Genomic DNA, 17,780 nt, shown 5'->3' on the forward strand with positions numbered 1-17,780 from the left:
ATCAAACTAGAAACCGGATTTGGATTTTTTTATGAATCCCGGGCGGTTCTGCACTTTTCTCACTGGCATATCCGGGCCGTGCAGCTTTTGCCGTGGCATCCCTGATCAAGATGCATGTTGGTGCGGTGCGCCGCATCGCCATCCGGGCCGATGACGGTCATGAAAAGCTTGCAGCTTGCGCCGTGCACAGCGCGCCAGAAGGCCTTTTCCTTGTCGGCGCCATTCCAGCCGCTTTCCAGCTGCGTCTTGCTGCCGTCCGAGAATGTGAAGGACATGATGTCGAGCGCATTGCCGAAAGCATGTTCGGAGACGCGGCCCGTGGATGCGCCATTCACCTTGCGGCATTGATAATCAGAGCCGGTGCCGATCTGGGTAATCTTGATGTCCTTGCCGTAGATATCCTGTGCTGCGTTTTTAACGTCGTTGCTCCATTGGGCGAGTGTCACCGCCATGGCGCAGTTCGTCGTGACGGGATTGGCAAGCTTGAGCGGCTCATTCTTGCCGATTGCCGTCAGCGAGAGCGGCGAATGGAGACCGCATTGCGCGCCGTCTTCGATGGGTGTCAGAAGTTTGCCCTCTACTTCGCCGGAAATCAGCGCGGGGCACGCCACCTGATAGACGCGTCCATCAGCGGCAGGTTTTGAAGGCTGCGGCTGTTCTGGCTCCGCCTGTTGTGGCGGGGTGGGCTTTTCAGGCGGAATGATGACGGCGGGCTCTACCTCGGTCTTCGATTCGGGAGTAGGCTCCGGTCTGGGTGCCGGTGTCGGAATCGGTACGACAACAGGCAATGCTGACTGTGGCGCGGGCTTTGTCGGAGCTTTATCCTGCCGGGCTGGCGGCTTTCTTTCCTGCCGTTTCTTTTGCGGCTTGGCCGACGGGCGCTTGCGCTGTTGCTTTGCCTTTTGCGCATCGCGCTTCAGGATTTTTTCGATGAAGTTTTGCGCCTGCGCGGGCTGAGGATAAAGAGCCGTTTCTCCCGTAAAACCGAGGAAACTGAGGAGGAGAACAGCGGCAGTTGAATTTCTACGGGATAGGAAACGGGGTAGGACCAGCAACACCAATGAATACCTCATTTTCTACAGCCCCGACTGCATAATGCCGCAAAGAGAAGCCGCGTTCCTTCACGCTTAATGGCAATATGTTGCAAAAGACGGCGAAAAGCGCTTTAAACGCCCGGTTATCTGGGCTTTGGCAAGCGTTCGAACTTGACAAGATGACATGCACATGACTAAAAGCCCGCCATCGCTGGCGCTTTAACGCGCTGGCGTTTCATTTGACGTGTCCCGTGGATGAAGATTGCGCTCGCGCGCTTCATCCTGTCAGTCCTCGAAAACGGAGGGCAGAGGAGGGCGCGTTTCCTGTCTGCGCCGTATGGCGCACTAACTTTTTGAAGGAAATGCGATGAGCAAGCGCGAATCCGCAAAGTATAAGATTGATCGCCGTCTTGGCGAAAACATCTGGGGCCGCCCGAAGTCCCCGGTTAACCGTCGTGAATATGGCCCGGGCCAGCACGGCCAGCGCCGCAAGGGCAAGCTCTCGGACTTCGGTGTGCAGCTGCGCGCCAAGCAGAAGCTCAAGGGTTTCTACGGCGATATCTCGGAAAAGCAGTTCCGCAAGACCTATGACGAAGCCGCTCGCCGCAAGGGCGACACGGGTGAAAACCTGATCGGTCTTCTCGAATCACGTCTGGATGCTGTTGTGTACCGCGCAAAGTTCGTTCCGACGATCTTCGCTGCACGCCAGTTCATCAACCACGGTCACGTGAACGTGAACGGCCGTCGCGTCAACATCCAGTCCTTCCGCCTGAAGGCTGGTGACGTTGTTGAAGTTCGTGAAAAGTCGAAGCAGCTGGTTGTTGTTCTCGAAGCTGTTCAGCTCGCAGAACGCGATGTGCCTGACTACATCGAAGCAGATCACAACAAGATGGTTGCGACCTACGCCCGCGTTCCGACCCTTACGGATGTGCCTTACGCCGTCCAGATGGAACCGAACCTCGTGGTCGAATTCTACTCGCGTTAATCTGGTCGCCTTCGGGCACCACTTATCGCAAAGAAATGGCCGTCCATGGTTTCCCCATGGGCGGCTTTTCTGTATGTAAAGCGCTATACCAGACAGCATCCGAGAAGAGCCATGAACGCTTTCGATCCGAATATTGCGCCAGATAATTTGCCCGGTATCTCTGAAGAGACCGGTGGAGACGGTTGCCATCCGCTGTTTCGCGACGTGCCCGCTTCGGTCGAATTCAACAAGCTGCGCAAGCGCCTTCTGCGTCTGACGCGTCAGGCTATCGAAGACTTTGCTATGGTGAAGCCCGGTGAGCGCTGGATGATCTGTCTTTCCGGCGGCAAGGATTCCTACGGTCTGCTGGCGCTGCTGCTCGATCTTAAATGGCGCGGCCTGCTGCCGGTCGAACTGCTCGCGGTCAATCTGGATCAGGGACAGCCGAATTTTCCAAAGCACATTCTGCCGGATTTCCTGAACCGCTATGGTATAGAGCATCGCATCGAATATCAGGACACCTATTCGATCGTGACGGAAAAGCTGCCAGAGAACAGCACCTATTGCTCGCTCTGTTCGCGCCTTCGTCGCGGAAATCTCTATCGCATTGCGCGCGAGGAAGGCTGCTCGGCCATCGTTCTCGGCCATCATCGCGAGGATATTCTCGAAACCTTCTTCATGAACCTGTTTCATGGCGGACGCCTTGCCGCCATGCCGCCGAAGCTTCTGAACGACGAAGGCGACCTGATGGTGTTCCGCCCGCTGGCTTATGCGGCGGAAGACGATCTGGAAAAGTTTGCGACGGCTATGCAGTTTCCGATCATTCCCTGCGACCTGTGCGGCAGCCAGGAAGGGCTTCAGCGCAATGCCATGAAGGCCATGCTGACGGATATTGAAAAGCGCATGCCGGGCCGCAAGGACACGATGATCCGCGCCATGACCAATGTGCGCCCGAGCCATCTTCTGGACCGCAAGCTATTCGATTTCGCGGGCCTGATGGCTGGTCCGCATGACGAGAAGAATGAAGGGAATGACAGTGCGCTTTGATGAAGGCCAGATCGACTGGCTTGCTGATCTTCTGGCAGAAGCTGCCCAGCAGGAAATCATGCCGCGTTTCCGCACGCTCGACGCGGACGATATCCGGCAGAAAACGTCCCCCGCCGATCTGGTGACGGAAGCCGACGTCAATGCAGAGCGCTTTATCACCGCAAAGCTGAAAGAACGCTATCCCGATGCGATGATTGTGGGCGAGGAAGCGTGCTCCGACAATCCAGCCTTGCTCGACGGACTCGGCGATGCCGATTTTGCTTTCACCATTGATCCGGTGGACGGCACGTTCAATTTCGCATCCGGCGTACCGCTGTTCGGTGTGATGCTGGCGGTCGTGTCGAAAGGCGAGACCGTTGCCGGCATCATCCACGATCCGGTCGGCAATGACTGGATCATGGCCACAAAGGGCAGCGGCAGCTATATTCGCCATGCCAATGGCAGCACGCGCAAGGTGCGCGTTGCAGCACCCGCCGCTATCGACCAGATGACAGGCACGATTTCGTGGCAGTACACGGCGGAACCGTTGCGGTCACGTCTGGCGCGCAATCATACGAAATTCCTGTCGCAGATCGGGTATCGCTGTGCAGCGCATGACTATCGCATTCTCGCGACCGGCGGCGCGCATTTCGCGGTCTATAACAAGCTGATGCCCTGGGACCATCTGCCCGGCGCATTGATCCATCAGGAAGCAGGCGGCCATCTCGCTCGCTGGGACGGTAGCGATTATCACCCGTCGCATATCGGCGGGGGCATACTGGCCGCGCCGAGCAAGGAAAGCTGGCAGACCATTCAGGCCGCGCTCTGGGAAGAGTAAAAACAAAACCCGCCGGAATGGCGGGTTTTTTATTCTCGTTGAAAATCAACCGACCACATGTTCGGCAGGCGGGTTCTGCACCCGGAAGAGTTTGCCGCGTTCGGCGATCAGCACGCAGATCAGCGCGACGAAGCCAAGAACGCCATAGCCCATGGCGACCGGGGTCGTGGTGCCGTCGAAGGCCTGACCGATGATCGCACCCAGCGCAGCACCGATGACCGTCTGGGCAAAGCCGAGAACGGACGATGCCGTGCCTGCAACTTCGCCAAGCGGCTCCATCGCAAGCGCGTTGAAATTGGCCGTCACGAGGCTGAACGAGAACATGATGGTCATGTAGATCGCCATCAGCAGCGGGAACGGCACCGGATCGACCAGCACAATCGACAGCACCATCCAGAGCAGGCTGAAACTGGTGAAAACCAGCAGCATGGACTGGGAGATGCGGCGCATGCCGTACCGTCCGACGAGGCGGGAGTTGAGGAACGACGCCAGCGCCAGTGTCATGGCGACCGCAGCAAACGCCAGCGGAAAATAGGAGCCGAGCTTGTAGATATCCACGAAGATTTGTTGGGCAGAATTGATATAGCCGAACAGCGCGCCGAGGATGAACGACGTGCCAAGCATGTAGAACAGCGCGACGCGGTTCGACAGCACGATACCGAAGCCGCCGATCACGCTTTTGATGGTCAGCGGGCGGCGCTGGTCTGTGGGCAGCGTTTCAGGCAGGCGGATGAAGGCCCATATGCCGACGATCAGCGCCATCACGGCCATGGACAGAAAGATCAGGTGCCATTCGCCAAACAGCATGATCAGCTGTCCGGTGGCGGGTGCGACGACCGGCAGGATCATGAAGATCATCATCACCAGCGACATGACTTCCGCCATCTGGCGACCGGCAAAACGGTCGCGCACCACTGAAACGGCAATAACGCGGGTGCCCGCGGCACCCAGTCCCTGAAGCACGCGCAATATGATGAGCGTGGTGAAATCCGTGACCATGGCGGCACCGAGCGCAGCCAGCACATAGATCACCAAGCCGCCGAACAGCGGCAGACGGCGACCGAACCGGTCGCTCAGCGGCCCATAGAACAGCTGCGAGACACCGAATCCCAGCAGATAGGCGGTGATCACGAATTGCACATGGTTTTCCGACTGCACGCCGAGGCTCGCGCCAATCTGCGGCAGGCCGGGCAGCATGATATCAACTGCCAGCGCATTGATGGCCATGATGGCCGCGATCAGTGCAATGAATTCGCCGCGCCCGTGTATGGATGTCTTCTGGTCCGGCGAGGCGTTCTTTATGTCGATCGGCATGACTGACATTCCTTGGCATAATGACGCGCCGCGCCGGTAAAGGGCGGTACGAACGTCGAAATCTCGAAAATGAGGCACCTGGCAGAAACTGCCGTCGGATAAAAACGAAAAGGCGCCGATAAACGGCGCCTTTTGTAAAAAGCTAAGACTAAAGCCGTATGACCGGCTATTAATCCTCAAGCAGCCTTGGTGGCAATACCTTTATCGGTAAAAAGTGCTTGTAGTTCGTTGGACTGGAACATTTCGCGCACGATATCGCAGCCACCGACGAATTCACCCTTCACATAAAGCTGCGGGATGGTCGGCCAGCTGGAATATTCCTTGATGCCCTGACGAATCTCGTCGGAGGCAAGCACGTTCACGCCCTTATAGTCGACGCCAAGATAGTCGAGGATCTGAACGACCTGACCGGAAAAGCCGCACTGCGGAAAGCCGGGCGTGCCCTTCATGAAAAGCACGACGTCGTTGGTCTTCACTTCATTGTCGATGAAATCGTTAATGCCGGTCATCTCGTTTCCTTTCAGAGCGTGTGCCCAATGTCGTTGGAACATATGGGGCCGCATCACGCTTCAAACAAACTCGCCGGGTCGATTTCCGGCTTAATTGGGAGGTCTCTCCCAATATAATCATTTCCATGCTCGTAACCACCCCGTTGGGGTGAAAGCAAGTCAAATACGCGCGAAGTGCCGGATTGAAGGGGCAACATCTTGCCGCAGCAGATGCTGTCCGCTCAATAAGCGCTTCGGTTCACTCCGGAACGCTGGTCTGCAAGGCAAGCGCGTGAAGCACGCCGCCCATATTGCCCTTCAGCGCGTCATAGACCATCTGGTGCTGCTGCACGCGCGACTTGCCGCGGAAGCTCTCCGCGACCACTTCGGCTGCATAATGATCCCCGTCACCGGCAAGGTCGCGGATCGTCACCTTTGCGCCGGGAATCCCTTCGCGTATCAGTTTTTCGATCTCATGTGCGTCCATAGCCATGCAAATACTCCCGCCGTTTCCAGCTTCTTGTTACCCATCGAATCGTATCGCACCATCGTGGAACGTCAATGTGTATCTGTCTAATGTTTAAATGCCACACAGGTGGTCCATACAGGCAAAACGCCCGGATGAGATGTTCATCCGGGCGTTTTAACTTCTGCTGGTTCAGCGACGATCAGTTATCGCTGACCAACTCACCGCTCATGAAGCCCGGGAACCAGCCTTCGAAAGCCCGCGTCAGTTCGGTAACGCCGACATTGACGCTATCGCCGATGGTCAGACGGTCGCCACCGACCTGACCCAGAATGCGGAACGGAATGCCTGCACCCTCGGCATTGAGCGCGATGAGCTTGGCCATTTCCGGCGTGGCGGCGATCACATAGCGCGCCTGATCTTCACCGAACAGAACAGCGTGCGGCAGGCCGTCACCAGCATTGAGGGTTGCGCCCTTGCCAGACTTGATCGCCATTTCGGCGACAGCGATTGCCAGTCCACCGTCGGAAAGATCGTGGCAGGCCGTAACCTGACCATTGCGGATTGCCGAGCGGACGAATTCGCCATTGCGCTTTTCAAGCGCGAGATCGACGAACGGGGCAGGGCCATCGGCACGGTCGAACAGGTCGCGCAGATAGATCGACTGGCCGAGATGCGTGCCGTCGCCGCCAAGCAGAACCAGCGTGTCGCCGTCCTGCATGCCGCCGATCTTGGCCGTTTGCGTCCAATCGGGAATAAGGCCGACACCGGCAATGGTCGGCGTCGGCAAAATGGCCTGACCGTTGGTCTCGTTATAAAGCGAGACATTGCCCGAAACGATCGGGAAATCGAGCGCACGGCAGGCTTCGCCAATGCCTTCTATGGCCTTGACGAGCTGGCCCATGATTTCCGGCTTTTCAGGATTGCCGAAGTTCAAATTGTCGGTCGAAGCCAGCGGCTCTGCGCCGGTCGCGGTGATGTTGCGCCAGCATTCGGCAACCGCCTGCTTGCCACCTTCGAAGGGATCGGCTTCGCAATAGCGTGGCGTCACGTCCGACGAGAAGGCGAGCGCCTTGGTGTCATGGCCTTCAACGCGGATCACACCGGCGTCGCCGCCCGGAACCTGCAGCGAATTGCCCTGAATGAGCGTATCATATTGCTCATAGACCCAGCGGCGCGACGAAAGGTCAGGCGAGCCGATGAGCTTGAGAAGCGCTGCCGAATAGTCTTCCACCTGCGGCACATTGCTGGCCGGGAGTGGCGCATGCTTGCCCGGTTCCATCCACGGACGATCATATTCCGGCGCTTCGTCGCCCAGATCCTTGATCGGCAGATTGGCGACTTCTTCGCCTTGATGGATGACACGGAAACGCAGATCGTCAGTCGTCTTGCCGACAATGGCGAAGTCGAGACCCCATTTGCGGAAGATCGCCTGGGCTTCGGCTTCCTTTTCCGGCTTCAGAACCATGAGCATGCGCTCCTGGCTTTCCGAAAGCATCATTTCATAGGCGGTCATGTTCTCTTCGCGAACCGGAACATGATCGAGAATGAGTTCGATACCGAGGTCGCCCTTTGCGCCCATTTCAACAGCAGAACAGGTGAGGCCCGCCGCACCCATGTCCTGAATGGCGATGACTGCGCCTGACGCCATCAGCTCAAGGCAGGCTTCAAGCAGGCATTTTTCGGTAAATGGGTCGCCGACCTGAACGGTGGGGCGCTTTTCTTCAATCGATTCGTCGAATTCAGCCGAGGCCATGGTCGCGCCGCCGACGCCGTCACGGCCCGTCTTGGCGCCAAGATAGACGACCGGCAGGCCGACGCCCTTGGCTTCCGACAAAAAGATGCCGTCATGCTTGGCAAGACCGGCTGCAAAAGCATTGACGAGGATATTGCCGTTATAACGCTTGTCAAAGTTCACTTCGCCGCCAACGGTCGGCACGCCAAACGCGTTGCCATAGCCGCCGACGCCGGACACGACACCGGACACCAGATGGCGGGTCTTCGGATGATCCGGCTCGCCAAAGCGCAGCGCATTCATCGCAGCAACGGGACGCGCGCCCATGGTGAACACGTCACGCAAAATGCCGCCCACGCCGGTCGCCGCGCCCTGATAGGGCTCGATATAAGACGGGTGGTTGTGGCTTTCCATTTTGAAGACGACGCAATCGCCGTCGCCGATGTCCACGACGCCTGCATTTTCGCCGGGGCCCTGAATGACGCGCGGACCGGTGGTCGGCAGCGTGCGCAGCCATTTCTTCGAGGACTTGTAGGAACAATGCTCGTTCCACATGGCCGAAAAAATGCCGAGTTCAGTAAAGCTCGGCTCGCGGCCGATCAATTCGAGGATGCGCTGATACTCGTCCGGCTTGAGACCGTGGGCTTCGATAAGTTCCGGCGTGATATCGCGCTTATTGGAAATAGTCATGGAGATGAGGGACCCCGTCGCAGGCTGTGGCACCCGGAAACTTCTGGCGAAGGGCGGACACCTAAGGTTTCAAGGGGTCTCTTTAACCCAACTCTGTTGGAAGCGCGACAGGAAAATGCCGCTTTCCCGGCCTGATTCAGCATCTGACTGCATCGCAACTCTATGAGCCCGGCAAGGGGCGGCGTTTACACGCTGCCCTCATAGCCCGCCTGTTCGTTTTCAAGCAGACGCCGCAACGTCAGAAAGCTGTCTTCGACAATGCTCCTGTCTACCGGGGACGAGAAGGCGATGCGCACGCGGTGGTAAATCTGATCGACACGACCGGCTTTAAACTCGTCCTCATCGTCAATCAAAATGCCGCTTTCATAGGCCGCAGCCTTGAATGTGCCGGAGAGCCACGGCTCGGGCAGTCCCATCCAGAGAAATGGGACATTGGGGCGGGACACGAAATCGAAGCCTGCGAAAACACGACGTGCGATTTCTTCACGCGCTCTTGTTTCTATACGGCTTTTTTCGCGGATATCGTCGGCGGCGCCGGACAGCACAAGCTGTGCGCCGGTTTCAGCCAGCAGAAAAGCCACGCCGCCCGTCATCATCTTGTGCGTGACCTTGACCCGTTGCGCGCAATGCGAAGGGCAGGCGGCCCAGCCGCTGCGTATGCCAGCGGCTACCGCCTTTGAGAGGCTCGACACGACGAAAGTGCGCTCCGGTGCAAAGCTTGCCAAGAGCGGAATGTCGCTTTCGCACATGCTGCCGTAAATGTCGTCCTCAATGAGCCAGACATTATACCGCCGCGCAATATCGGCTATCGCGCGGCGGCGCTCCGCCGTCATGGTCGCAAGCGTCGGATTGTGCAGCGTTGGCATGAGAAATGCCAAAGTAGGGTGCTGCTGGCGGCAGGCACGCTCGAATTCCTCCGGGATGAGGCCATATTCATCATGCGCAGCCTGAATCGTGCGACGACCGAGAAGTCGTACCGAACGGCTGATCTGCGCATAGGTGAGGTTTTCGAACAGAATGCGGTCGCCCGGATTGGTGAAAGCCGTGATGATGGCAATGCTTGCGGCCTGCGCGCCATTGGTGATGACGATATTGTCGAGATCCGGCTGCCAGTCGGCCCTGCCGAGCCATTTCTGGCCCGCTTCCAGCCAATGCTGCGGAAACTGACGCGAATAGTTGGCAATCTCCTGCGGAAAATCGCGGTGAATGTCGGCGCTGAGCCGCGCCAGCACATCATGCTGACCGACTTCGGGCGCCGAGGTGGAATCGAGCCGGATTTTACCCGTTGGCACGTCAGCCGGTTTCGTACCGATCAGTCCGGGCGGAACCAGCCCGGATTCGGACGACTCTTCACCCAGCACATAGGTGCCCCGCCCGACTTCACCGGTGACGAGGCCACGCTCATGGGCAAGCGCATAGGCGCGCCCGATTGTACCGATTGTCACCTTCAAATCGTAAGCGAGATTGCGCTGCGGCGGCAGTTTCACGCCCGCAGGCAATCCACCATTGCCGATCGCTTCCTCAATCGCATCCGCCAATTGCAGGTAAAGCGGGCCGGTTTTGCTCGATAGGTCAGGAATCCAATTTGTCATGGTGACAACTTATAAATTGTATCGGTTACGGAGTCAATTATAGAGTCATTTCGCAGCCGATTGATGCCCCTATATCCAGATTGCCGTGAATGACCTTCAAATCTGGCCCCCTATGGCATCAGGCGCGCACATGAATGGACGGAACGATGTTTTACTTCAGACTGCAGACAGAGACAATAGATACAATTTCCCCCATGCCGGATGCGGATCGTATAAGCGAACTGCCCCGTGGGTTGCATGCTCAACTGGAGGCTGCGTCGGGGGAAGCGACGGATGCGGGCCTGCTGCGTCGGCTCTTCAACTGGCTGTCACACAAAAGCATGATGCGTCGCAGTCGCCTTGCACTGTTCGAAATGACCGAGGAGCAGTTGCGCGATATTGGCCTCAGAAGAAGCGAAGCCGAGCGGGAAGCGCGCAAGGTACGTTTTCATCTGCGCTGAAATTCCCAAACCCGCTCCGGGCTTACGCGCGTGCAGGAACATGCCTGCAATCGTCGAGCTCTATATGAGCAGTATCGAAATAATGGCTATGGCAAAATAGCGAGGCAGAAATCCAGCGCAAGTACTTGTAATTGTTCATATTGGTGAATTTGATAGCATCCTAATTATCAATCCATTCGCATGAAGCTAATGTTTGAAAAGAGGAGGCTGCTGTAATGAACTACATCAGGCCAACCAATGATGTGATTGACGCAATTACTATTCTGCCGGAAGTCGATATTGCGAGTGATTTAAGCAAGGGCTTGCGCGCTCGGTCAGTTTCGGTTGTGCCGCACAGGATACGCAAGGCTTGGACAGGGCTTGTCGATAAAGTCCGGGCATCTTCGTCAAGACGTCGGACCCGGAAGATGCTTATGGAGCTGGACGATAGACAGCTTAAAGACATTGGCATCAGGCGGGACGAAATCTGAAGCTTTGAAACGGGAAGCGACCGCCTGCGCTGCCAAGAACGAATTCGATGTGAAGAACTGAAACACACATTCGCTGTCGTCGACAGCTGTTATAGAGATGACCCCTCCCGCATTTTTGCGGGAGGGTTTCAATTTTAGCACCCCTTCTGGCCAGATGCCCAGCGGTTGACGTCACTGAGAATGCGGTTGCCGTGGCTTTCCTGGAGCATCGGGCCGAAGGTTTCGACACGGGCGGGATTGCCTTCCGCCTGAACGACCAGCAGCGGGCGCGCTGCCGGATTGTGCCCCGGCACGACGAGGATACGCGGACGACCGCTGAAAGAATTGAGTTCCGGCGCCAGCGAATAGCTGCGGAAATCCTTGTCCTTCGATTTGAACCAGCAGCTATTGGCGGCCAGTGCAATGCGTTCCATCGTCGGTAGCGCAGCCTTGCTGACATTCTGCGTGACTGGTCCACTGGCCGGACGCGGCGTACAGGCCGCAAGAAGCGCAATCGCAGGCAAGGCGATGAAAGCGATGGTCTTTTTCGTCAAGAAACGAACTCCAAAAGGGCGTGCCACCGGGGAGGACTGGAGGCGCGCAGAGGGGGAATAATGACAGGAAGGGGCGGCGCAGCGGGCTCTCAGGCCAGCTGCGGCATGAAGGCCTTTAGTCCATCGCTCATCTCGTTCCAGATGCGCTCAAAAGCCGGATGTTGCTTTGCCTTCGCGGCATAGGCATCGAATTTCGGAAACGCGTCCAGCAAATCCGGCTTTCCCGAAAGCTTCTTCAATGGTTCCATGAGAAAGCGCACCGGTATCAGCCAGGCATCAGCCAGCGTCGGCTCTTCGCCAACGGCATAAAACGTATCCGGGAGGCGATGTTCGATCACCGACAGGCCCGTATTCAGTTTTTCGAACAGGCGGTCGATGGTTGCGCTGTCACGCTCCGGTTTGCTCAGCAGGATGAACAGCTTCATCGCCGGTCCAAGAACTTCCAGCTCCACAACGCGGGCCAGAAGCCGGATCAGCGCGCGCTGGCGCGGCGTGCCGGGCAGGAGCGGCTTTTCAGGAAAATGATCTTCGAGATATTCGGCAATCACAACGGCTTCAAAAAGCGTTTCGCCGGAACTGGTAATCAGCACGGGAACACGGCGCAAAGGCGTGATTTCACCGAAATCGGCCGGGAAGGGATAGGGCAGTGTGATCGGCTTGAAAGGCAGGTCCTTCAGATAGAGAACGCTGCGCACGAAAGCGGAGTAAGGAGACAGAGGCCGAGAATAAAGCTGCATGATTTTGTCCCCCCGATTCGGTTGCCAAGGAATTCTCCCAAGGCAAAACTGCCACGAAAGCAGGCGACAAGCTAGACTGGTTTTCGTCGTCGAGGGTGCGGGCAGGGAACGTTATCTTACCGGCAATGCAATTCGGTGAAGAAAATGAAAAAGGGCGGTCTCATAGAGAACCGCCCTTCTTCGAAACTTATCAGGCTGCGATGCCCAGCGCGCCCGCAAAAAGCGCCCGCCCATCGTCGCCGCCATGGGCCGCTTCGATCAGATTTTCCGGATGCGGCATCATGCCAAGCACATTGCCGCGCGCATTGACGATACCGGCAATATCATTGACCGAACCGTTTGGATTGGTGCCTTCCGCATAACGGAACACGACCTGACCTTCGCCTTCGATACGCTTCAGCGTCTCGGCATCAGCGAAATAATTGCCGTCATGATGCGCGACCGGGCAGCGGATGATCTGGTTCGGCTGATAGCCACGGGTGAAGGCGGTGTTCGCATTGCTGACTTCAAGCTTTACTTCGCGGCAGACGAACTTCAGCGAGGCGTTGCGCATCAGTGCGCCCGGCAGCAGTCCGGCTTCAACGAGAATCTGGAAACCGTTGCAAACGCCCATCACCATGACGCCCTTGTCGGCCTTCTCACGCACGGCCTGAAGAACCGGCATACGGGCAGCAATTGCACCGCAGCGCAGATAGTCGCCGTAGGAGAAGCCGCCGGGGATGAGGATCAGGTCGACATCGTCCGGGATGCTGGTATCGGTCTGCCAGACAGTGACAGGAGCCTGACCGGTGATCTTGGTGAGCGCTGCGATCATGTCGCGGTCGCGATTGAGGCCGGGAAGGAGAATGACAGCGGATTTCATGAGCGTCTGCTTCCTTTGTTTGGCTCAGCCGATGGCGATGGAATAATCTTCGATCACCGTATTGGCGAGGAGCTTATCGCACATGGCCTTCAGCTCTGCTTCGGCCTTGGCCTTGTCGGTGCCTTCGAGTTCGAGGTCGAACACCTTGCCCTGACGGACCGAATTGACGCCGGCGAAACCGAGGCTGCCGAGTGCGCCGACGATAGCTTTGCCCTGCGGGTCCAGAACGCCGTTTTTCAGTGTAACGGTGACGCGTGCCTTGATCACTCTTAAGTTCCTGTAGCTCTAGATTTGGTTCTTACAACTTCAGATGAAAATCTGGAATTGCCTGTCGCGAACGAAACAGCCCGGAAAGTGTCTGTCTTGGCGGCTCCCGGGCCGATCGGATTACTTCACAAGCACAGGGCCGGAAGGACGGGGCGAGTCATTCTCGTTCATGATGCCGAGACGGCGCGCCACTTCCTGATAGGCCTCGACCAATCCGCCCATATCGCGGCGGAAACGGTCCTTGTCGAGCTTGTCATTGGTATTGATATCCCAGAGACGGGCCGAGTCCGGGGAGATTTCGTCGGCGACGACGATACGCATCATGTCGCCTTCCCACAGACGTCCGCATTCGATTTTGAAATCGACAAGCTGGATGCCGACGCCAAGGAACAGACCAGAAAGGAAGTCGTTGACGCGAATGGCAAGCGCCATGATGTCATCGATTTCCTGCGGGCTGGCCCAGCCGAATGCCGTGATGTGTTCTTCGGTAACCAGCGGGTCTTCGAGCGCATCGGCCTTGTAATAGAACTCGATGATCGAGCGCGGCAGAACCGTGCCTTCCTCGATGCCGAGGCGCTTGGACAGCGAGCCTGCTGCAACGTTGCGGATCACGACTTCAAGCGGAATGATTTCCACTTCTTTGATCAGCTGCTCACGCATGTTGAGACGGCGGATGAAGTGGGTCGGAATTCCAATGCGGTTCAGCTGCGTAAAAATATATTCGGAAATGCGGTTGTTGAGTACACCCTTTCCGTCCACGACTTCGTGCTTTTTCTTGTTGAACGCGGTTGCATCGTCCTTGAAGAACTGGACAAGCGTTCCTGGCTCGGGGCCTTCGTAAAGAATCTTGGCCTTGCCCTCGTAAATACGGCGGCGACGGTTCATGGCTTTTCTCGGATTTCCATATCTATGGTGATCGGCTCTAAGCCGCTATTCTCGCGGGCTACCTATAGCAAATAAGGGCTTTTAACAATCCTGCTTGGTGCCCGTTCCCCCGTTTTCGGTGATTCTGAAACGCGTTTCGATCCGATTCTATCAGCCTGGCACTCCAATCCTTTGTTTTGGTGCGCATCTTCTCCGAAAACGGTTTTACCCTTTTCGGGATGCGTTCTCATGCAAGATTATGGACGAACAGCAAGAAATTGATTTGCCGCTCTTGTATAATCTTGCGCCCCTTGCCAGCTTTAGGCAAGAGAATGGGTGACGATCTCATTCCTAATGGCAGTTGTTGGGAGTTTTGTGAATGACGACAGGTATGGATGATCGCCGCGATGCTTTCGAAAAGAAATTCGCGCACGATGCTGATTTACGCTTCAAGGCCGAAGCGCGCAGAAACAAGCTCCTCGGATTGTGGGCTGCCGAGCGTCTTGGCAAAAAGGATGGCGAGGCCGAGGCCTATGCCCGCGATGTCATAGCAGCCGATTTCATCGAGGCCGGTGATGACGATGTGTTTCGCAAGATCCGCACCGATTTCGACGAAGGCGGTGTCACCGATAGCGACGAAACGATCCGCGAAAAAATGCAACTGTTCCTAGAGGAAGCGATCCGTCAGATACAGCAGGATTGATATCATGGGGTGGAAGTGCGGCTAGTGCTTCCACCCCATTTTTATTTACCTGCTATTGTGAAATGCCGTTCTTATGAAATGAAGGAAATTCCTATGTCCCTGTCTTCGCGTCTGCGTGCCGGTGAAACCGTGCTCTCCGCGTGGTCGTCTCTCCCTGAGCCGCTGACGGTCGAAATCCTTGCACACACCGCCTTTGACGCCGTGACGCTGGATATGCAGCATGGCGGTCATGATGAGGCGAGTGTGCTGCGCAGCGTCGGTCTCGTGCTGAATGCCGGGAAGCCGCCGGTGGTGCGCATTCCGGTGGGACGCTTCGACATGGCAAGCCGCGCACTGGATTTCGGCGCGGAGGCAGTGATCGCTCCAATGATCAATTCCGCCGAAGATGCGCGCAAGTTCGCAGCAGCCATGAAATATCCGCCGGTGGGCGAACGTTCATGGGGTGTTTTCCGCGCCAATGCCGATTATGGCACACCCGGCTCCAACGATTATCTGACCACGGCAAATCAGGACACGCTGGCTTTCGCGATGATCGAAACGCGTGACGCTTATGATGCGCTGGATGCCATTCTCGATGTGCGCGGCATTGACGGTGTCTTCGTCGGCCCCGCCGATTTCTCGATTGCCTGGAGCAATGGACGCGAGGCCAACCCAAATTCCGACGCCATTGTCGAGCCGATCAGCAATATTGCGCGCAAAGCCGCTGCCGCTGGCAAGATCGCAGGTATTTACTCACCGTCGCCGGAATTTGCGCGACGCTATATTCCGCTGGGTTTCCGTTTTGTGACGGTCAGCAATGAGGGCGGCTATCTCCGTCTTGCTGCACAACAGCTTGTGGATGCCGTTCGCGCCTGATTTCAGCTTGCTTTGTTGACTACCAAAAAGGCGGGTTCAAACCCGCCTTTTGTTTCAGTGCTGCTTGGGTGCTTGTAGCTGCGTCATAAACTCCGCAAACACCATGGAGCCTTCCGGCCATGGTCCGTGACCGGAATCCGCGTTGATATGACCCGACTCGCCCGCATCGATCAGCATGGCGCCCCAATCCTTCACGACATCTTCGGCTGCTTCGAAGCTTGAGAAAGGATCGTTGCGACTTACGACCGTGATGGTCGGGAAAGGCAGTCGCTCGCGCGGATAGGGGCCGAAGGTCATCAAATGCTTCGGGCGGATGCTTTCGTTCGAAACATCTGGCGGGGCCACGAAAAATGCGCCCGCGATCTTGTGCTGGATCAACGGCACGGCGTGCAGGGCTGTGGCCACGCCCAAAGAATGTGCAACCAGCACTATGGGCTTGGTGGCCGCATTCGCCGCCTTGACGACTTCGCCCACCCAATCGTCGCGAACCGGCTTCGACCATTCCGCCTGCTGCACGCGGCGCGCTGTCGAGAGTTTGTTCTCCCAACGGGTCTGCCAGTGGTCAGGGCCGGAATTGGTGTAACCGGGGATGATGAGGATATCTGCGTCTTTGACTTTCATAGCCCCCATTTAGATTGCCTTTGTGACTTCTTCAAGCACCGGCGATGCCGCTGAATGTTACGAATGATGAACAGCCTGTTCTCAGATCGCGATCTTGTGAACGATCCCGCAAACAGCGATGTTTAGCGGGAACAGAACGCGAAGGAGAGCACAGGTCATGACAATCAGCAGACGTTCGGTGCTTGGCGCTACGGGAGCTGCTTTAATGGCCGGCATAGTGCCCGCGCGTGCAGAGATGCCGTCGAAGGAGAATGATATGACACAGCAATTGAAGACGCCGGTTGCCGAGACGACCCGTCCGGTTGCTCCGCTTCCATTTGCCATGACCACGCCAATGCGCGTGGCGCGTATTGGTCTCAAGGCACGCGATGCGGAAACATTGGCCGAATATTATCGCGACGTTGTTGGCCTGCGCGAGATGAGCCGTCGCGGCGCTTCCATCGTGCTGGGCGCTGGCGACCGTGAATTGATGGAAATCGAGCAGTTTTCAGCCGCTCGCGCGGATGATCCGCGCAGCGCCGGGCTATACCACACGGCGTTCTTGCTGCCGACGCGTGGCGATCTGGCGCGCTGGTCGCGCCGGGCTATCGACAAGCAATTGCCGGTTGCCGGCGCTTCAGACCATGATGTCAGTGAAGCCATCTACCTGACGGACCCGGAAGGGAATGGCATCGAGATTTATTCCGACCGCCCGCATGAGAAGTGGCAGTGGAATGGTGACCGCGTGAAAATGGGCACGGAAGCGCTCGACGTGCGTGGCCTGCTTGATGTCATCAAGACCGAAGGCGGAGAATGGACTGGCGCGCCGCAAAACACCGTTGTCGGCCATGTGCACCTGCGTGTTGGCAATGCGCATGAGGCCGAAACCTTCTGGCACACCGAGCTTGGGCTGGAAACGGTGCAGACCTATGGCGACCGGGCTGTGTTCATGTCCACGGGGCGTTACCATCACCATATCGCAGCGAATGCCTGGCAGAGCGCCGGTGCCGGTAAGCGTGATGCGGATCGTACCGGACTTGCCTGGGTCGAACTGGAAGATACGCGCGGCGGTAACGATAGCTCCTTCGTCGATCCTTGGGGCAATGTGGTCAATACGATCAAGACCAAGGCCTGATAGAACCAATATCCCACAATGGAAAAGCCCCATGTTTTCAAAAACATGGGGCTTTTTTGTATACGGCTATCACTTGAGGCGTGATCGTTTCAGATCAGCCGGACACTTGTTTTCTCCCTCATCCTGAGCAGGCGCGAAGCGCCGTGTCGAAGGGCGAGGGCAGGCGC

The 17,780-nt window shown here is 57.1% G+C and carries 20 protein-coding genes; 8 read left to right on the forward strand and 12 right to left on the reverse strand.

The window, feature by feature from the left end:
* Positions 1–59: 59 nt before the first annotated feature.
* Positions 60–1,073: an extensin family protein gene (locus tag HWD97_RS06225; protein WP_371834877.1), complete on the reverse strand. Its 1,014-nt coding sequence runs from the start codon at positions 1,071–1,073 to the stop codon at positions 60–62.
* 328 nt (positions 1,074–1,401) lie between these two features.
* Here HWD97_RS06225 and rpsD point away from each other — a divergent pair, with 328 nt between their 5' ends.
* From rpsD to HWD97_RS06240, 3 genes are all read left to right on the forward strand, one after another.
* Positions 1,402–2,019, forward strand: a complete 618-nt coding sequence (gene rpsD / locus HWD97_RS06230; protein ID WP_078338446.1) for a 30S ribosomal protein S4 — start codon at positions 1,402–1,404, stop codon at positions 2,017–2,019.
* Between the two features lie 111 nt (positions 2,020–2,130).
* Complete coding sequence (gene ttcA, locus HWD97_RS06235; RefSeq protein ID WP_109368817.1) at positions 2,131–3,045, forward strand: tRNA 2-thiocytidine(32) synthetase TtcA; 915 nt, start codon at positions 2,131–2,133, stop codon at positions 3,043–3,045.
* On the forward strand, positions 3,035–3,862 hold the full coding sequence (locus HWD97_RS06240; RefSeq protein ID WP_109370211.1) for an inositol monophosphatase family protein: 828 nt from the start codon (positions 3,035–3,037) through the stop codon (positions 3,860–3,862). The genes ttcA and HWD97_RS06240 overlap by 11 nt, the downstream gene beginning before the upstream one ends.
* Positions 3,863–3,907: 45 nt before the next feature.
* Here HWD97_RS06240 and HWD97_RS06245 read toward each other — a convergent pair whose 3' ends face one another.
* The 5 genes from HWD97_RS06245 to HWD97_RS06265 form a co-directional block, all read right to left on the reverse strand.
* Positions 3,908–5,176, reverse strand: a complete 1,269-nt coding sequence (locus HWD97_RS06245; RefSeq protein WP_121535875.1) for a multidrug effflux MFS transporter — start codon at positions 5,174–5,176, stop codon at positions 3,908–3,910.
* 176 nt (positions 5,177–5,352) lie between these two features.
* The gene (gene grxD, locus HWD97_RS06250; protein WP_078338449.1) at positions 5,353–5,685 is read right to left on the reverse strand and encodes a Grx4 family monothiol glutaredoxin; all 333 of its coding nucleotides are present in this window, start codon (positions 5,683–5,685) and stop codon (positions 5,353–5,355) included.
* A gap of 238 nt (positions 5,686–5,923) precedes the next feature.
* The gene (locus tag HWD97_RS06255; protein ID WP_007874594.1) at positions 5,924–6,157 is read right to left on the reverse strand and encodes a BolA/IbaG family iron-sulfur metabolism protein; all 234 of its coding nucleotides are present in this window, start codon (positions 6,155–6,157) and stop codon (positions 5,924–5,926) included.
* Between the two features lie 175 nt (positions 6,158–6,332).
* Positions 6,333–8,555, reverse strand: a complete 2,223-nt coding sequence (gene purL / locus HWD97_RS06260) for a phosphoribosylformylglycinamidine synthase subunit PurL (protein WP_109368819.1) — start codon at positions 8,553–8,555, stop codon at positions 6,333–6,335.
* A 185-nt stretch (positions 8,556–8,740) separates the two neighbouring features.
* On the reverse strand, positions 8,741–10,147 hold the full coding sequence (locus HWD97_RS06265; protein WP_109368820.1) for a PLP-dependent aminotransferase family protein: 1,407 nt from the start codon (positions 10,145–10,147) through the stop codon (positions 8,741–8,743).
* 134 nt (positions 10,148–10,281) lie between these two features.
* Between HWD97_RS06265 and HWD97_RS06270 the strand changes: the two genes are divergently transcribed.
* Together HWD97_RS06270 and HWD97_RS06275 are read left to right on the forward strand one after the other, a co-directional pair.
* A complete protein-coding gene (locus HWD97_RS06270; RefSeq protein ID WP_109368821.1) occupies positions 10,282–10,587 on the forward strand; it encodes a DUF1127 domain-containing protein in 306 nt (101 codons plus the stop codon).
* A gap of 215 nt (positions 10,588–10,802) precedes the next feature.
* Complete coding sequence (locus tag HWD97_RS06275; protein WP_109368822.1) at positions 10,803–11,057, forward strand: DUF1127 domain-containing protein; 255 nt, start codon at positions 10,803–10,805, stop codon at positions 11,055–11,057.
* A gap of 134 nt (positions 11,058–11,191) precedes the next feature.
* On the opposite strand, the gene HWD97_RS06280 is transcribed toward HWD97_RS06275, so the two are convergent.
* The 5 genes from HWD97_RS06280 to purC all read right to left on the reverse strand — a co-directional run bounded on the left by HWD97_RS06280 (position 11,192) and on the right by purC (position 14,341).
* Positions 11,192–11,590, reverse strand: a complete 399-nt coding sequence (locus HWD97_RS06280) for a hypothetical protein (protein ID WP_121535884.1) — start codon at positions 11,588–11,590, stop codon at positions 11,192–11,194.
* 89 nt (positions 11,591–11,679) lie between these two features.
* The gene (locus tag HWD97_RS06285; RefSeq protein WP_371834878.1) at positions 11,680–12,327 is read right to left on the reverse strand and encodes a glutathione S-transferase family protein; all 648 of its coding nucleotides are present in this window, start codon (positions 12,325–12,327) and stop codon (positions 11,680–11,682) included.
* 190 nt (positions 12,328–12,517) lie between these two features.
* On the reverse strand, positions 12,518–13,189 hold the full coding sequence (gene purQ, locus HWD97_RS06290; RefSeq protein WP_109368825.1) for a phosphoribosylformylglycinamidine synthase subunit PurQ: 672 nt from the start codon (positions 13,187–13,189) through the stop codon (positions 12,518–12,520).
* A 24-nt stretch (positions 13,190–13,213) separates the two neighbouring features.
* Positions 13,214–13,456 (reverse strand): phosphoribosylformylglycinamidine synthase subunit PurS, encoded by a 243-nt coding sequence (gene purS, locus HWD97_RS06295; protein WP_109368826.1) that lies wholly within the window; start codon positions 13,454–13,456, stop codon positions 13,214–13,216.
* Between the two features lie 120 nt (positions 13,457–13,576).
* The gene (gene purC, locus HWD97_RS06300; RefSeq protein WP_109368827.1) at positions 13,577–14,341 is read right to left on the reverse strand and encodes a phosphoribosylaminoimidazolesuccinocarboxamide synthase; all 765 of its coding nucleotides are present in this window, start codon (positions 14,339–14,341) and stop codon (positions 13,577–13,579) included.
* 358 nt (positions 14,342–14,699) lie between these two features.
* Here purC and HWD97_RS06305 point away from each other — a divergent pair, with 358 nt between their 5' ends.
* Together HWD97_RS06305 and HWD97_RS06310 are read left to right on the forward strand one after the other, a co-directional pair.
* Positions 14,700–15,023 (forward strand): DUF1476 domain-containing protein, encoded by a 324-nt coding sequence (locus HWD97_RS06305; protein ID WP_109368829.1) that lies wholly within the window; start codon positions 14,700–14,702, stop codon positions 15,021–15,023.
* 87 nt (positions 15,024–15,110) lie between these two features.
* Positions 15,111–15,878, forward strand: coding sequence for an HpcH/HpaI aldolase/citrate lyase family protein (locus HWD97_RS06310; protein WP_171317884.1), 768 nt, complete (start codon positions 15,111–15,113; stop codon positions 15,876–15,878).
* Positions 15,879–15,932: 54 nt separating this feature from the next.
* Here the strand turns inward: HWD97_RS06310 and HWD97_RS06315 are convergent, their stop codons facing one another.
* Complete coding sequence (locus HWD97_RS06315; RefSeq protein WP_109368831.1) at positions 15,933–16,499, reverse strand: alpha/beta hydrolase; 567 nt, start codon at positions 16,497–16,499, stop codon at positions 15,933–15,935.
* A 157-nt stretch (positions 16,500–16,656) separates the two neighbouring features.
* Between HWD97_RS06315 and HWD97_RS06320 the strand changes: the two genes are divergently transcribed.
* Positions 16,657–17,613 (forward strand): VOC family protein, encoded by a 957-nt coding sequence (locus HWD97_RS06320; protein WP_371831111.1) that lies wholly within the window; start codon positions 16,657–16,659, stop codon positions 17,611–17,613.
* Positions 17,614–17,780 lie beyond the last annotated feature (167 nt).

The sequence above is a fragment of the Ochrobactrum sp. C6C9 genome, assembly GCF_022627935.1.
In the GTDB taxonomy this organism is placed as follows: domain Bacteria; phylum Pseudomonadota; class Alphaproteobacteria; order Rhizobiales; family Rhizobiaceae; genus Brucella; species Brucella teleogrylli.

Excerpts from the sequence above, each read along its gene's own strand:
- HWD97_RS06225 (WP_371834877.1), bottom strand. The coding sequence starts at position 1,073 with ATGAGGTATTCATTGGTGTTGCTGGTCCTACCCCGTTTCCTATCCCGT.
- rpsD (WP_078338446.1), top strand. The coding sequence starts at position 1,402 with ATGAGCAAGCGCGAATCCGCAAAGTATAAGATTGATCGCCGTCTTGGC.
- ttcA (WP_109368817.1), top strand. The coding sequence starts at position 2,131 with ATGAACGCTTTCGATCCGAATATTGCGCCAGATAATTTGCCCGGTATC.
- HWD97_RS06245 (WP_121535875.1), bottom strand. The coding sequence starts at position 5,176 with ATGCCGATCGACATAAAGAACGCCTCGCCGGACCAGAAGACATCCATA.
- grxD (WP_078338449.1), bottom strand. The coding sequence starts at position 5,685 with ATGACCGGCATTAACGATTTCATCGACAATGAAGTGAAGACCAACGAC.
- HWD97_RS06255 (WP_007874594.1), bottom strand. The coding sequence starts at position 6,157 with ATGGCTATGGACGCACATGAGATCGAAAAACTGATACGCGAAGGGATT.
- purL (WP_109368819.1), bottom strand. The coding sequence starts at position 8,555 with ATGACTATTTCCAATAAGCGCGATATCACGCCGGAACTTATCGAAGCC.
- HWD97_RS06265 (WP_109368820.1), bottom strand. The coding sequence starts at position 10,147 with ATGACAAATTGGATTCCTGACCTATCGAGCAAAACCGGCCCGCTTTAC.
- HWD97_RS06270 (WP_109368821.1), top strand. The coding sequence starts at position 10,282 with ATGGACGGAACGATGTTTTACTTCAGACTGCAGACAGAGACAATAGAT.
- HWD97_RS06275 (WP_109368822.1), top strand. The coding sequence starts at position 10,803 with ATGAACTACATCAGGCCAACCAATGATGTGATTGACGCAATTACTATT.
- HWD97_RS06285 (WP_371834878.1), bottom strand. The coding sequence starts at position 12,327 with ATGCAGCTTTATTCTCGGCCTCTGTCTCCTTACTCCGCTTTCGTGCGC.
- purQ (WP_109368825.1), bottom strand. The coding sequence starts at position 13,189 with ATGAAATCCGCTGTCATTCTCCTTCCCGGCCTCAATCGCGACCGCGAC.
- purC (WP_109368827.1), bottom strand. The coding sequence starts at position 14,341 with ATGAACCGTCGCCGCCGTATTTACGAGGGCAAGGCCAAGATTCTTTAC.
- HWD97_RS06305 (WP_109368829.1), top strand. The coding sequence starts at position 14,700 with ATGACGACAGGTATGGATGATCGCCGCGATGCTTTCGAAAAGAAATTC.
- HWD97_RS06315 (WP_109368831.1), bottom strand. The coding sequence starts at position 16,499 with ATGAAAGTCAAAGACGCAGATATCCTCATCATCCCCGGTTACACCAAT.
- HWD97_RS06320 (WP_371831111.1), top strand. The coding sequence starts at position 16,657 with ATGACAATCAGCAGACGTTCGGTGCTTGGCGCTACGGGAGCTGCTTTA.